Source organism: Pantoea sp. SORGH_AS_0659 (assembly GCF_031453915.1).
GTDB classification, from domain to species: Bacteria; Pseudomonadota; Gammaproteobacteria; order Enterobacterales; family Enterobacteriaceae; genus Pantoea; species Pantoea leporis.
Genome location: NZ_JAVJAK010000001.1, coordinates 3,340,194 through 3,354,627, shown reverse-complemented (window position 1 = coordinate 3,354,627; position 14,434 = coordinate 3,340,194). Strand labels below are relative to the sequence as shown.

Sequence of the window (14,434 nt, the reverse complement as noted above, 5' to 3'; positions counted from 1 at the left end):
GGGAAAGAGCTCTGGCCATAAAAAAAGCACCGCTGTTTCCAGCGATGCTCTGATTAAAAGAGGCCGATTGCGCTATCAAAAACTGACTTTGACGCCCAGCGCGGCGCTGGAATCGCTGAAGCCTTTACCGCCAACCTGTTGCGCGATGCCGCCCCAGATGCCGACGTGCTGGCTCGGATTCACTTCAAGACCCAGTTTCACTTCGCCGATGTTGCGCGCACCCGCCTGCTCAATCTTCACGCCATCCAGTTTGCTGCCGAAGCGCTGCGTGTTATGCAGCCAGTTCACTTCAGCGTAAGGCTGCGCGGTGGCGGTGTGCATGGTTGCCCGAACGCCGGTGCGGGTTTGCACGTTATTTTTGCCGGTGGCGCTGACGCGGGTGCCGTTCTGCTCGGTATAATCGCCGGTTTTTACGCCCATCCACACCGCCTGCGCTTTCGGCTGCAGGCGATACTGCTGCTGCTCGCCGAAGGCGAAGCTGTAGCCGCCTTCCAGTGACGCGGTCATCCCCTTCGACTTGTAGCTTTCCTGACCGAGACCTTCGCCTTTCACGCTGTTACTGAAGGTGTTGTAGGCCAGCCAGCTGTCGACAAAGGCGCCGCTGCGCGTCTGGCTATTCTGCTGCCAGCCGGCATAGATACCGCCGCTGTAGCCGTTAACCTGGCCTTTGGCGCTGTAGCCGGTGGTTTTCGACAGCGTATTGCTTTTGGCGTTGCCGTAACCCGCCATCACGCCGAGGCTGAAACGGTCGCTGCCATTCAAACTCCATTGTGCGATGTCGCCACCCAGCTGCGTCATGTAGCTGTTGGTGATGCTTTTCAGCTGCGCGGTGCTGTCACTGAAGCGCCCGTGCGCGCCTTCGTTGCGCAGCCACAGCGTGGTTTTTTCCACTTTGCCGGTCAGAGCATCACGGTATTCTGTCACGCCCGGACGATCGGCTGCGCTCAGGGTAAACAGCTTGCTGGCCGCCGCAAGGTTAGCAATATAGCTGCCGACTTCCGGACGGGCGCGCGGGGTACGTTTCGGTTGCGGCACCTCCGGTGCAATGACGGTGCCCGTATCGCCGCCCTCGTCTTTAATGGGATCGACAGGCGTTGGATCAACGGGAATTGGATCGCTAACCAGGCGCCACTTACCGTTTTTATCCTGCACCAGCGCATAATCCCACGCGCCGCCGACAATGCGGCCATCCTGCAGGAACTCACCGTTTTGCGTGCCCTCAACGCGAATCAACTCAATGCCCTCCAGCGTGGCAGCACCTTTACCGCCCGCATTGTGCACCTGAACTTTGGTGGTGCCGCTGGCGTTGCCGGCGATATGCAGTTTATCGCTAGCCGTATCGTCACCCGCCAGCGCAAGGTTCATCACCAGTTTGGCGTTGTCAGCGTGATAGTCGCCCTTAACGGTTAAGGTGTGGAAATCGCCAGCACCGTGATCGAAGATGATGGTGCTGTCTTTGGCCGTCAGGTTGTCGACGGTGGAGCTGCCGGTCATATTCCACTCGCTGCTGCCCGCTAAGCTCAAATCCTGTAAATCATGCGCGGCACCCTGCCAGCGCGAACCGGACTCCAGGCTGACGCTGCTGGCCTGCGTTTTGCTGCGATCAATATTGACATCACCCTGAAGCTGAGAATGATTGCTGGCGTTAACCGTAATACCGCGCACGTCCGCTCCTGCATCTTCGCCGTACGGGTCTAACCCGGTTTCGAGCAGTGTTGTGCCGGACAACAGGCTGTTATCAAGATTCACTGTTGTTAAGGCATGGTTATAAGCGATGATTGCTGGCCCGTTATCCACCGTTAAAACTGTATTATTAAGGTTGATATGACCTTCGGTTTTTCGAGCCACAATTCCAGCGGCGTTATTTCCTTTTATATGTAAAAGTGAATTGCTAATATTAATAGTTAAACTTTTAAGATCTGGCTCACCGCTTGTGGCAGTTATGGCATTAGTTAATTCCCCAGGATTTTTATTGTTATCCATTTCAGCAAAAACATTGTCAGCGGTTAACACTGAACCGCTTTCAACATTGAAAGCAGTGCCACCGCTTTGGCTTATTATTTTTGAGTTTGTTATATTTGTTCTTCCATTAAAACTTGAACCTACGCCATACCCGGCACCTGTGATCTCAATATCTACATTTTCTGCATCAACTTGTCCTGAATAATCGGCATAAATACCAGCAGAATTATTATCCACGGCAATTAATTTACTATTGCGAACGGTGGCAAACCCCTTATCATAGGCAGTAACTGCGCCGCCATAATAAGCTCCAGAAGAAATTATGCTGTCAGTGATATTTACCCGGGAACCCTCACCTTTGGCCAAGGCACCATCTCCTCTTGCATCAATCTGTATATTTTCAGCATTCAGAACGCCACCGTTTTTCGCAAGCATGCCGGTACTGTTTTTTCCTGTAGTGCTGATGCTGCCACCAAAAACATTCAGTTCCGAACCGGTGTTGACCCACGCTCCGAAGGCATTATCACCGGTCGCGACATAATGACTATTATGACTTGTAGTTTTTCCACCATTTTCAGCCAGTAATCCAAATGCGCCATTAGCCGATACGGTGACATGACTGTTGGCGATATTTGCCACGGTATTCACACCATAACCGTTAATGCCCTGGGCTGTAGATTCTACGGTCGTCCCGTCGACATTCAACACGCCACCGTTTTTAGCAAGAATGCCGGTGCTGCCGCCGCCTGTATTGGTAATGCTGCCACCAAAAATAGTTAATACGGATTTACCGTTAACCCAGCCGCCGGAGGAATTTTTTCCCGTAGTGACATAGTGACTATTAATACTGGTGGTTTTACCGCCATTTTCAGCAAGTACCGCGTAACTATTTGCCCCTGCAACAGTGAAACGGCTATCTGAAACGTCGATAACTGCACCCGAGCCTATAGCATTTGCGCCATATTCCTGAGAGTTGACGGTTAAATTTTTACCGTTGATAGTGGCCTTATCTGCATATAAGCCAAATCCGGCGCTATTAATGACCACATCGGCGGCTTTAATGCGGCCACCGTTACCAGCAATAACTCCGTGACTGAATGCTCCCGCTGTATTGACACTACCGCCGGTTATATCAATATTCGAGCCCGCACCATTAACATAAACGCCGTACGCTTTTTTACCGTCGGTCGTGAAGTTCACATTATTGCTGTGCGCGGTGGCGCCTTTTTCAACAAATAAGGCGTGTGCGCTGTCATCGCTGGTAGCCACGTCCTTATCCTGAATATTAATAATATTTCCCGCGCCAGAAGCATATTCACCGTAGGCGGGGGCGGCCAGCGCGGGCTGGATAATCCAGACGCTGGCAAGCGCCATAAAGGCCTTCGCCACGCAGCCTGCGGTGAGGCGACGTGCTGTGCTGGAGCGGGATGATTTTACTTTACCGCGTGCCAGTTCGGAGGTGACAACATAATTACCCTGGCTGTGATTCCAGATAACCCGATAGTTTTTATTCATTTTGACTCTCTGCCTGTGAAAGTATCTCACGCCGCAATAACACAATGATTCGCGCGCGGGATGATTAAGGGATGGATATAACTTGATGGCAGAGAGAATATGAAAGGTGCGGTAAAAAACCGGCTAAGACATGTCTTGAATAAGATAAGTGCAGAAAGAATTTAATTATTGAGCGGCGTATTTAATAGCAGGAGGTGATGTGTCGCTGTTTATTCTGTTTTAAAAAAAATATTTTTAATGAGGATTATCAGTGAAGAAAGGAGGCGGCTGGCCGCCCCCCTTAACATCAGGATTTCGGGAAAATCCACACATGGTTTTCCGGCAGCGCCAGATGGCAATGCTGCGGAACAAATGTTCCCAGCGATCGCCAGGGTTATTCGCAACGTCTGCATTGAGCACACGCGTAATCCGGGCGATCTCTCCGACGGCGGCTGGACGGTGGATACGCTGAACATTGCAGATTGCGGTTCTCAGTTGAATCTCAACAATGCGCGCGTGGTGATCCGTCAGCTTAACCTGCAATCCGGCGCGAAACTCAGCCTGAATGGCGCCCGGCGCATTGATCAGAAATGTACCTTAATACCCAGCGCGGCGCTGGAATCGCTGAAGCCTTTACCGCCAACCTGTTGCGCGATGCCGCCCCAGATGCCGACGTGTTGACTCGGATTCACTTCCAGACCCAGTTTCACTTCGCCGATATTGCGCGCACCCGCCTGCTCAATCTTCACGCCATCCAGTTTACTGCCGAAGCGCTGCGTATTATGCAGCCAGTTCACTTCAGCGTAAGGCTGCGCGGTGGCGGTGTGCATGGTTGCCCGAACGCCGGTGCGGGTTTGCACGTTATTTTTGCCGGTGGCGCTGACGCGGGTGCCGTTCTGCTCGGTATAATCGCCGGTTTTTACGCCCATCCACACCGCCTGCGCTTTCGGCTGCAGGCGATACTGCTGCTGCTCGCCGAAGGCGAAGCTGTAGCCGCCTTCCAGTGACGCGGTCATCCCCTTCGACTTGTAGCTTTCCTGACCGAGACCTTCACCTTTCACGCTGTTATTGAAGGTGTTGTAGGCCAGCCAGCCGTCGGCAAAGGCGCCGCTGCGCGTCTGGCTATTCTGCTGCCAGCCGGCATAGATACCGCCGCTGTAGCCGTTAACCTGACCTTTGGCGCTGTAGCCGGTGGTTTTCGACAGCGTATTGCTTTTGGCATTGCCGTAACCCGCCATCACGCCGAGGCTGAAACGGTCTCTGCCATTCAAACTCCATTGTGCGATGTCGCCACCCAGCTGCGTCATGTAGCTGTTGGTGGTGCTTTTCAGCTGCGCGGTGCTGTCACTGAAGCGCCCGTGCGCGCCTTCGTTGCGCAGCCACAGCGTGGTTTTTTCCACTTTGCCGGTCAGCGCATCACGGTATTCTTTCACGCCCGGACGGTCGGCTGCGCTCAGGGTAAACAGCTTGCTGGCCGCCGCAAGGTTGGCAATATAGCTGCCGACTTCCGGACGGGCGCGCGGGGTACGTTTCGGTTGCGGCACCTCCGGTATAATGACGGTGCCCGTATCGCCGCCCTCGTCTTTAATGGGATCGACAGGCGTTGGATCAACGGGAATCGGATCGCTAACCAGGCGCCACTTGCCGTTTTTATCCTGCACCAGCGCATAATCCCACGCGCCGCCGACAATGCGACCATCCTGCAGGAACTCACCGTTTTGCGTGCCATCAACGCGAATCAACTCAATGCCCTCCAGCGTGGCAGCACCTTTACCGCCCGCATTGTGCACCTGAACTTTGGTGGTGCCGCTGGCGTTGCCGGCAATATGCAGTTTATCGCTAGCCGTATCGTCACCCGCCAGCGCAAGGTTCATCACCAGTTTGGCGTTGTCAGCATTGTAGTCACCCTTAACGGTTAAGGTGTGGAAATCGCCTGCCCCGTGATCGAAGGTGATGGTGCTGTCTTTGGCCGTCAGGTTGTCGACGGTGGAGCTGCCGGTCATATTCCACTGGCTGCTGCCCGCTAAGCTCAGATCCTGTAAATCATGCGCGGCACCCTGCCAGCGCGAACCGGAATCCAGACTGACGCTGCTGGCCTGCGTTTTGCTGCGATCAATGTTGGCATCACCCTGCAGTTGAGAATGATTGCTGGCGTTAACCGTAATACCGCGCACATCCGCTCCTGCATCTTCGCCGTACGGGTCTAACCCGGTTTCGAGCAGTGTTGTGCCGGACAACAGGCTGTTATCAAGATTCACTGTTGAAAGGGCATTATTATAAGCGATGATTGCTGGCCCGTTATCCACTGTCAAGACGGTGTTATTAAGGTTGGCCTGGCCTTCAGTACTGTCAGTCAAAATTCCTGCGGCGTTATTTCCTTTAATGTGTAAAAATGAATTATTAATGTTAACGGTCGGGCCATTATAAAGTGTGGATTCAGTTTTAACATTAATCGCATTAGCGAACTTTTCAGGATTGCTAATATTATCTATTTCAGCAAAAACATTGTCAGCTGTTAATACGGAGCCACTTTCAGCATGGAAAGCAGTGCCACCTCTTTGGCTTTTTATTCTTGAGTTAATTATGTTTGCCCTTCCATTAAAACTTGAGGCTGCACCAAACCCGGCACCGATGATCTCAATATCTACATTTTCTGCATCGACTTGTCCTGAAAAATCGGCGTAAATACCAGCAGACTTTCTATCCACGGCAATTAATTTACTATCTCGAACGGTGGCTAACCCTTTATTACTGGCAGTAACTGCGCCGCCAAAATAAGCCCCAGAAGAAATTTTGCTATTATTTATATTTGCGCGGGTACCCTCACTTTGTGCCACGACGCCACGTCCTCTTGCATCAATCTGTATATTTTCAGCATTCAGGACGCCACCTTTTTTAGCAAGCATGCCGGTGCTGTTTTTTCCCGTCGTAGTGATGCTCCCACCAAAAATATTCAGTTCCGAACCGATATTTACCCACGCACCGAAGGCATTATCACCCGTCGCGACGTAATGGCTGTTATGACTTGTGGTTTTTCCGCCATTTTCAGCCAGTAATCCATATGCACCATTATCTGTAACGGTGACATGACTGTTAGCCACATTGGCTACCGTGTTTGCGCTATAGCTATTGATTCCCTGGGCAGTAGATACCACGGTCACCCCATCAACATTCACAATGCCGCCGCTTTTAGCAAGAATGCCTTTGCTACCTTTACCGGTATTTGTAATGCTGCCGCCAAAAATATTGAGTTCTGAGTCATTGTTCACCCATCCGCCATCAACGTTACTGCCTGACGTGGTGTAATGGCTGTTGGTACTGGTGACTTTAGCGCCATTTTCAGCCAGCAGCACGTAGGCACTATTACCGTTCACGTTTACGTTGCTGTCGGCAATGACAAGCTCAGTACCTTTACCCAAACCGTAAACGCCATAGGCGTTGGCCTGTACGCTCAGGTTCTTGGCCAGAATTTTGGATTTATCGGCGTAAATGCCCACGCTGGAAGTATTCAAGGTAATATCGCTAGCCATTAACTTGCCGCCATTGCCAGCCACTAAACCATATCCCTGTGCACCTGTAGTGGTAATCGTACCGCCGGTTATATCAATATTCGATCCCGCACCATCAACATTAACCCCGAACGCTTTTTTACCGCTGGTCGTGAAGTTCATATTATTGCTGTGCGCGGTGGCGCCTTTTTCAACAAATAAGGCGTGTGCGCTGTCATCGCTGGTAGCCACGTCCTTATCCCGAATATTGATGATATTTCCCGCGCCAGAAGCATATTCGCCATAGGCGGGGTCGGCCAGCGCTGGCTGGATAATTCCGACGCTGGCGACCGCCACAAAGGCCGTCGCCACGCAGCCTGCGGTGAGGCGACGTGCTGTGCTGGAGCGGGATGATTTTACTTTACCGCGTGCCAGTTCGGAGGTGACAACATAATTACCCTGGCTGTGGTTCCAGATAACCCGATAGTTTTTATTCATTTTGACTCTCTGCCTGTAAAAATATCTCACGCCGAAATAAAACGTTGATTCGCGCGCGGGATGATTAAGGGATGGATATAATTTGATGGCAGAGAGAATATGAAAGATGCGGTAAAAAACCGGCTAAGACATGTCTTGAATAAAATAAGTACAGAAAGAATTTAATTATTGAGCGGCGTATTTAATAGCAGGAGGTGATGTGTCGCTGTTTATTCTATTTTAAAAAAAATATTTTTAATGAGGATTATCAGTGAAGAAAGGAGGCGGCTGGCCGCCTCCTTAACATCAGGATTTCGGGAAAATCCACACATGGTTTTCCGGCAATGCCAGATGGCAGTGCTGCGGATCGCGCACCTCGCTGCCATAAGCGCGAATGACAAAATCATCGCCCTGGGTGCGGAACAAATATTCCCAGCGATCGCCCAGATACATGCTGGTGAGCAGCGGCAGTTCCAGCTGATTTTCGCCCGGCCCCTCGACCAGTTTCACCCGCTCGACGCGGATCACCGCCGTGGCTTCCTGGCCGTTTTGCACGCCTGCGCCCGCCAATCCCCACAACGCCCAGCCTTTGCCCTCGATGCGCGCTTTGCCGTCGCGCAGCTCGGTGATTTTGCCGTGCAGCCGGTTGTTGCTGCCCATAAACTCGGCGGTGAACAGGGTTTTTGGCGAGCCGTACATCTCCTGCGGCGTGCCTTGCTGTTCGATTTTGCCGTTATTGAGCAGCAAAATACGGTCGGAAATCGCCATCGCCTCATTCTGGTCGTGTGTCACCATCAGCGCCGACAAGCCCAGTTTGATGATCAGCTCACGCAGGAACACGCGCGCCTCTTCGCGCAGCTTGGCATCCAGATTCGACAACGGCTCATCCAGCAGGATCACCGGCGGGTTGTAGACCAGCGCACGACCAATTGCCACGCGCTGCTGCTGACCGCCAGAAAGCTGGTGCGGATGGCGTTTACCAAGGTGGCCTAACCCCAACTGCACCAACACATCCTGCACGCGTTGGGTGATCTCCGCTGCCGCCACTTTGCGCAGCTTTAACGGATACGCCACGTTCTCGAACACGGTTTTGTGCGGCCACAAGGCGTAGGACTGGAACACCAACCCCAGATTACGTTCTTCCGCTGGGATCTCACTGCGCGGCGTGCCGGCGTAAACCGTGTTGTTGCCAATCACAATCGTGCCTTGCGTTGGCTTCTCCAGCCCGGCGACCGCACGCAGCAGCGTGGTTTTGCCGCTGCCGGACGGACCAAGCAGAGAAACCACTTCGCCGCGCTGCAAATTCATCGACACGCCTTTCAGCACCGGATTGTCGCCGTAAGTTAAGTGCAGGTTTTCGACCGATAATTCAATCATGTAATTTGACTCCAAATCGCAAGGCAATACCCAAACCGACCACGACCAGCAGGATGTTAATAAACGAGAGTGCGGCGACGATATCTATCGCGCCCGCCGCCCACAGGGAAACCAGCATGGAGCCGATGGTTTCCGTGCCGGGCGAAAGCAGGTACACGCCGGTGGAATATTCGCGCTCGAAAATCAGGAACATCAGCAGCCATGAGCCAATCAGGCCGTAACGGGATAACGGAATGGTGACGTGACGCGTGATCTGTCCGCGCGTGGCGCCGGTGCTGCGCGCCGCCTCTTCCAGTTCCGGCCCGACCTGCAGCAGCGTGGACGAGATCAGACGCAGGCCATACGCCATCCACACCACGGTATACGCCAGCCAGACGCTGAAGATGGTGCTGCGCAGTGACCGCAGCCAGACGATCAGGTTATCGCGCAGCCACTGCGACCAGACGAAATCAGACAGCCAGCCCGATTTGAGCGAGTTATCCAGCCACATCGGCAGGAACAGGAACACCCAGAGAAACGCCAGGCCTGCCAGCAAGCCCGGCACCGCACGCGGTACCAGCACGCTGTAGTCGAGAAAGCGCGTGGTGTTATCGGGTTTGCGGTGCATGGCGATGCCGATAAACAGGTAACACACCACCGCCAGCGCGCCGCCAATTACCCCAATCGCCATCGAGTTGACGATGGCGCGCAGCAGGTTAGGCTGCGCCCAGATGGTCTGGAAAGTTTTGATCGACAGCTCATCCCAGATTGAGACGCCAACGCCCCAGTTTGAGATAAACGCACGCAGCACCACGCCCAGCAGCGGCACGCCAATGGTCACCGTCAGCCAGAAGGCGACAACCGCGCCCGCCACCCAACGCCATTTGCCCAGCGGCAGCGCACGCGCCTGCGAGGCTTTGCCTTTTACGGTGACAAAGCGATTGGCGGTGCGCATCAGGCGGCGTTGCAGCATCACCAGCGGGATGGTGATACAGATCAGCACCACCGCCACGGCAGCCATCAGATGATAAGAAGGCGTGCCGAGTTTATTAGTCAGTTGGTAGAGATAGGTGGCCAACACCATGTTGCCTTCGGGATCGCCCAGCACCAGCATCAGGCCGAACACCTCCAGGCCGAGGAAGAACAGCAGCACGGTGGCATACAGCATCGAAGGACGCACCATCGGCAAGCTCACCGCCGTCATCACCTGCAGCGGTGTCGCACCCGCAATACGCGCCGCTTCTTCCACATCCGATCCCACACTGCGTAGTGCAGAAGAGATATACAGATAGGCGTGCGGGACGTGCGTTAGCCCGGCGATCACCACAATGCTCGACATGTCGTAGATATTCCACGGCACAAAACCGAACAGCGATTGTGCCCACAGCGAGAAGAATCCCACCGGGCCCGCCGCCACCACGTAACCAAAGCCGAGTACCATCGGCGAGACAAAAATTGGCACGAGGATCAGCGGCTCAATGATGCGTCGGCCGGGCAGATCGGTGCGCACCATCAGAAACGCCAGAATACCGCCCAGCGGAATGGCGATGATCACCAGCCCGAAGGCGAGAATAAATCCGCTGCGCAGCGCTTTATAGAAGTCGGGATCGGTGAAAATAAATTCAAACGACTCGAGGCTCCACGCTTTCGACGGCGAAAAGAACGGGGCGGACAAGAAACTTTGTATCACGATAAACGACAGCGGAACGTAGATAACCAGCGCGGTTATCAGCACCACAACGCCGCGCGGCAGGCTTTGCCACTTTCTCTGCAATGCACGCATATTGAGACCCTGAATGGCGAATCAGATAACAGAAAGAGAAGCGCGACGCAGCGGCCGCGCTTCGGTACTGCCGTTATTTACCGGCGGCTGTGCGCCACTGTTTGATGTAATCCAGACGTTTTTTCGGTTGCAGATATTCCAGCAGGCTTTCATCAACCGGGATCGGTTTCAGCGCGTTACCTAACATTTTGGTCAGGCCATCAATGTCATTTTTGCCTTCAATATCGTTGCGCAGGGAAGGGATGTCGGCCTGATTGGCCAGAATGCTTTGCCCTTTTTCAGACAGCACGTAATCGAGCCACAGCTTAGCCGCATGGCTGTGTTGCGCTTGCTGGCTGATGAACGAAACGCGTGACAGCACCAGCGTGTAATCCTTCGGATAAGCGATGCCCAGCGACGGATCGGTTTTGGCGCGCGCTTCGGCGTAAGAACCCAGAATGTTAAAGCCAATCAGGTTTTCGCCGGATGAAACCCTTTCCATCATGGTGCCGGTGGAAGACTGCACGGCTAAACCGCCTTTCGCCACGTCGGCCAGGGTTTTGAAGTAGTTGGGGTCGGCTTTGGCATCCTGTACTGAGAGCATGAAGCCGAGGCCCGATTTCTCAATATCGTAGGTGGTGACTTTGCTCTTGAATTTGTCGGTCTGGCTGGCGATCAGCTTGGCTAACGCAGCGTGCGAATCGGGCACGTCACCGGCCGGGATCATGCGCTTGTTGTAGATAAAGACCACCGGTTCGTAGGTGGTGCCGTACGCCTTGTTATTCCACACCGCCCACTTCGGCAGCTGCGCCAGTTCAGGAGATTTGTACTCCTGCGCGTAGTCGGTCGCCAGCTTCAGGCCGGTATCCATTGAGGAGCTCCACACCACATCGCCGCTGGTGCCACCCGAAGCTTGTTCACTGATAAAACGGTTGTACAGCTCGGTGCTGTTCATATCGTTATATTCAACTTTGATGCCGGGATAAGTGGCCTCAAAGCCTTTGACCAGCGGCCCGGCGGCTTTGATGTCGGTGGTGGAGTAGACCACCACTTTGCCCTCTTTGGTGGCGGCATCAATCACGCTTTGGTAGTCCGAAGGGTAACCTTGCGGCGGAGCCGCTACGGCTGACATTGAAACAAACACAGTGGCGGCAATCAGAGACAGAGGAAAAGTGTTCGACATTATAATTAACCTTTTAGTTACATTTGAGGAACTAAAGGTCAACATAGCCGATCGCCTTTTCCACACAAGAGGTGACGGATTGTTATCTTCACGAAGTGTGATTGTTGGCGTCGTTTAGGCAATTAACACCATAAAAACCACAAGTGGCCGCGCGCGGAATTTGCGCGTGATCACAGGATTTTGCGGTACAGCCGTCGCGGGTGGCCGATATTGCCGTACTGCATCTCGACGCCAATAAATCCGATCTCTACGCAATATTCGAGGTAGCGGCGGCCGGTGGTTTTGCTGATGCCGATGTTTTCTACCACCTGTTCAACCGACCAGCTGCTGTGCGGTGCTGCGTTAAAAAAGCCTTTCACCCGTTCCAGCGTAATCGACTCAATGCCTTTGGTGGATGGCGCGGCAGGCGCGTCACTGGCTGGCAGGTTGAACAGCTTATCCAGCGCCTGTTGATCGACATTCTTCATCTGGCGCAGGGTCTGCACCAGCAGCATGAAGCGCTCCAGCGACGCGCGCAGGCGATGGAAAAACACCGGTTTCAGCAGGTAGTCAAAGGCGCCGCTGCGCATCGCGTGGCTACAGGTTTGCATGTCGCTGGCGGCGGTGATGAAAATCACCGAACACTCAAAACGCTTCAGCAGCGGGTCATCAATCAAGGTTACGCCCTGACCATCCGGTAAATAGTTGTCGAGCAGCAGCAGGCGTGGCTGATGCGCAGCAATCAGCGCGCGCGCCTGCGCCAGCGTCGCGGCAATGCCGACCACACGCAGATGAAAGTTCTGCTCAATATATTCACGATGCAGATCGGCCAGATGCGGCTCATCTTCCACAATCACCACATCAAGCGGCTTAGCATTATTCATGGGAAAGTCCTGTTAATGCGGCGGGCTGGAACGGAATAAACACCGAGAAGATGGTTCCCTGCGGTGAGTTGTCGCTGATCTCAATGCTGCCGCCCGCCTGCTGTACATAACCTGCCGCCAGATAGAGGCCGATGCCATGCTCTGCACCGAACATATCGTCTTCGCTGGACGGCTTGCTGGTGACGCCTTGCTCAAACAGATGCGGTTTAATGCTGTCATCGATGCCGCAACCCTGATCGGCCACTTCGATTAACAGCTCCTGATTACGGCCAGAAATATACAATTCTATCGGGGCGGCGGGCGTTGTGGCATTGAGCGTGGCGTCGACGGCGTTATCCAGCAGATTACCAATCACCGACATCAACGCCGTTTCACTCAGCGCGGCAGGAATGCGGCTCAGCTGGCAGGCCGGATCAAATTTCAGCTCCACGCCTTTTTCCCGCGCACTGACATATTTCCCCAGCAGCAGCCCACAGAGCGCGGGTGAGGTGAAGCGCGCCGAGACAAAATCCAGCACCTGCTGCGCGCCAGCTGATTGCGCGTGGATGTAGCGCATCGCGTCGTCGTAACGCTGCATCTGTAACAGGCCGACCAGCGTGGCGGTCCAGTTCAGCTGTTCATGACGCATGATGCGTAAATTATCCGCATAGCGTTTCACCTGGCTCAGCTGGCTGCTCAGCGTATTGATGTCGTTTTTATCACGGAAGCTGCATACCCAGCCGCCAGGCTCGCCGGGTTCCAGCTCGATCGCCACCCGGTTAACGATCACCTGACGCTGATTGAGCACGGTAACGTGATCGTGAGTTTTCACCTCATGCTGGCGCAAAAACGCCGGAGGAATCTGCAACACCGCATCCAGCGGTTTCCCCAGCAGTTCACTCTCACTCTGCTGAATATCCAGCAACTCGCGTGCGGCGCGGTTGATGAGAATCAGCTGCCGCTCCGCGTTGACCGCAAACACGCCTTCATACATCGCTTCCAGCAGCGCTTTTTGTTGCAGCACCAGCAGGGCGATATCCTTCGGCTCCAGCCAGAACATCTGTTTTTTCAGGTTGCGACTAAACATCCAGGAAAAAATAAACAGCAGCAACAGCAGCGCCACGCCATACAAACTGGCCTGCCACAGCAGGCTAACGTTGATATTGGCAATATAGGAAGTGAGATAACCCACCGAGACAATGCCAATCACTTGGTGCTGGGCATTTAAGATTGGCGCCTTGCTGCGCAGTGACACGCCGATGCCGCCTTTGCGCACCGAAATAATGGTTTTGCCCTGCAGCACCTCGGCATTGTCGCCGCCAATCATCGGTAGATTGAGGCGCTCCGGTGACTCCGAGTGATAGAGATGGTGTTCTTGCGTGTCGCCAATCACGATATAGCTGGCATCGCTTTGGTTGCGCAGCGGCTGAATCAGCGCGGCGATGCCAGCGATATCGCGGCGCGCTACTTTCTCCGCCAGCCCGGGCATCAGCGCAATTTCACTGGCCTGCACCCGCGCGCGCTGTCCCAAATCGTGATGCAGCTGGCGATCGATAAAATGAAACAGAATAGTGCCCAGCAAGGCGAGTAGCAGGCAGGAAAACAGCACCAGCGACAGGAAGAGTTTTACCTGGAAAGATAATCTGCGTTTCATACAACCTGCAGTGAAGAGAAACTGGAGAGAGGCATGGCTGCAGACTAGCACGCGAAAATGCGTGCCGTGACACGCTATCTTCAGAGTTGTGAGCTGGCTTCAATCCCGGCGCGGCTTAGGCGCTGGTTACTGTTGGCACCATGTCAGCGATATTCCCATCTTATTCCTGGTATTCGCCTGCTGTGGCGCTAATCAATCGGCAAAAAATCAATTCAC

9 protein-coding genes and 1 pseudogene are annotated in these 14,434 nt (G+C 53.9%); 2 read left to right on the top strand and 8 right to left on the bottom strand.

The features are described from left to right. Positions 1-75: 75 nt before the first annotated feature. Positions 76-1,848 carry an autotransporter outer membrane beta-barrel domain-containing protein gene (locus Q3H59_RS15905; RefSeq protein ID WP_309835793.1) on the bottom strand — a complete coding sequence of 591 codons (1,773 nt, stop codon included), beginning with the start codon at positions 1,846-1,848 and terminating at the stop codon, positions 76-78. 94 nt (positions 1,849-1,942) lie between these two features. Between Q3H59_RS15905 and Q3H59_RS15900 the strand changes: the two genes are divergently transcribed. Next, positions 1,943-2,167, top strand: coding sequence for a hypothetical protein (locus Q3H59_RS15900; protein ID WP_225614606.1), 225 nt, complete (start codon positions 1,943-1,945; stop codon positions 2,165-2,167). Between the two features lie 1,190 nt (positions 2,168-3,357). Here Q3H59_RS15900 and Q3H59_RS24730 read toward each other — a convergent pair. Next, positions 3,358-3,477 (bottom strand): annotated as a pseudogene (locus Q3H59_RS24730) (ESPR domain-containing protein); the annotation flags it as partial. 351 nt (positions 3,478-3,828) lie between these two features. Between Q3H59_RS24730 and Q3H59_RS15895 the strand changes: the two are divergent. Then, positions 3,829-4,137 carry a hypothetical protein gene (locus Q3H59_RS15895; RefSeq protein WP_309836765.1) on the top strand — a complete coding sequence of 103 codons (309 nt, stop codon included), beginning with the start codon at positions 3,829-3,831 and terminating at the stop codon, positions 4,135-4,137. On the opposite strand, the gene Q3H59_RS15890 is transcribed toward Q3H59_RS15895, so the two are convergent. The 6 genes from Q3H59_RS15890 to Q3H59_RS15865 form a co-directional block, all read right to left on the bottom strand. Further along, complete coding sequence (locus Q3H59_RS15890; protein WP_309835791.1) at positions 4,041-7,442, bottom strand: autotransporter outer membrane beta-barrel domain-containing protein; 3,402 nt, start codon at positions 7,440-7,442, stop codon at positions 4,041-4,043. The genes Q3H59_RS15895 and Q3H59_RS15890 overlap by 97 nt on opposite strands. Positions 7,443-7,727: 285 nt before the next feature. Next, a complete protein-coding gene (locus tag Q3H59_RS15885) occupies positions 7,728-8,798 on the bottom strand; it encodes an ABC transporter ATP-binding protein (protein WP_217547452.1) in 1,071 nt (356 codons plus the stop codon). Then, entirely contained in the window at positions 8,791-10,560 is a 1,770-nt protein-coding gene (locus tag Q3H59_RS15880; RefSeq protein WP_101762505.1) for an iron ABC transporter permease, read from the bottom strand. The genes Q3H59_RS15885 and Q3H59_RS15880 overlap by 8 nt, the downstream gene beginning before the upstream one ends. 73 nt (positions 10,561-10,633) lie before the next feature. Next, positions 10,634-11,722 (bottom strand): ABC transporter substrate-binding protein, encoded by a 1,089-nt coding sequence (locus Q3H59_RS15875; protein ID WP_137385230.1) that lies wholly within the window; start codon positions 11,720-11,722, stop codon positions 10,634-10,636. A gap of 170 nt (positions 11,723-11,892) precedes the next feature. Continuing rightward, entirely contained in the window at positions 11,893-12,585 is a 693-nt protein-coding gene (locus tag Q3H59_RS15870; RefSeq protein WP_110867792.1) for a response regulator, read from the bottom strand. Beyond that, entirely contained in the window at positions 12,578-14,218 is a 1,641-nt protein-coding gene (locus tag Q3H59_RS15865; RefSeq protein ID WP_309835786.1) for a sensor histidine kinase, read from the bottom strand. The genes Q3H59_RS15870 and Q3H59_RS15865 overlap by 8 nt, the downstream gene beginning before the upstream one ends. Positions 14,219-14,434: the final 216 nt, after the last annotated feature.

What these genes read in the sequence shown, in the direction of transcription:
- Q3H59_RS15885 (WP_217547452.1), bottom strand. Translation starts at nt 8,798, where the DNA reads ATGATTGAATTATCGGTCGAAAACCTGCACTTAACTTACGGCGACAAT.
- Q3H59_RS15875 (WP_137385230.1), bottom strand. Translation starts at nt 11,722, where the DNA reads ATGTCGAACACTTTTCCTCTGTCTCTGATTGCCGCCACTGTGTTTGTT.
- Q3H59_RS15870 (WP_110867792.1), bottom strand. Translation starts at nt 12,585, where the DNA reads ATGAATAATGCTAAGCCGCTTGATGTGGTGATTGTGGAAGATGAGCCG.
- Q3H59_RS15865 (WP_309835786.1), bottom strand. Translation starts at nt 14,218, where the DNA reads ATGAAACGCAGATTATCTTTCCAGGTAAAACTCTTCCTGTCGCTGGTG.
- Q3H59_RS15880 (WP_101762505.1), bottom strand. Translation starts at nt 10,560, where the DNA reads ATGCGTGCATTGCAGAGAAAGTGGCAAAGCCTGCCGCGCGGCGTTGTG.
- Q3H59_RS15900 (WP_225614606.1), top strand. Translation starts at nt 1,943, where the DNA reads ATGGCATTAGTTAATTCCCCAGGATTTTTATTGTTATCCATTTCAGCA.
- Q3H59_RS15895 (WP_309836765.1), top strand. Translation starts at nt 3,829, where the DNA reads ATGTTCCCAGCGATCGCCAGGGTTATTCGCAACGTCTGCATTGAGCAC.
- Q3H59_RS15890 (WP_309835791.1), bottom strand. Translation starts at nt 7,442, where the DNA reads ATGAATAAAAACTATCGGGTTATCTGGAACCACAGCCAGGGTAATTAT.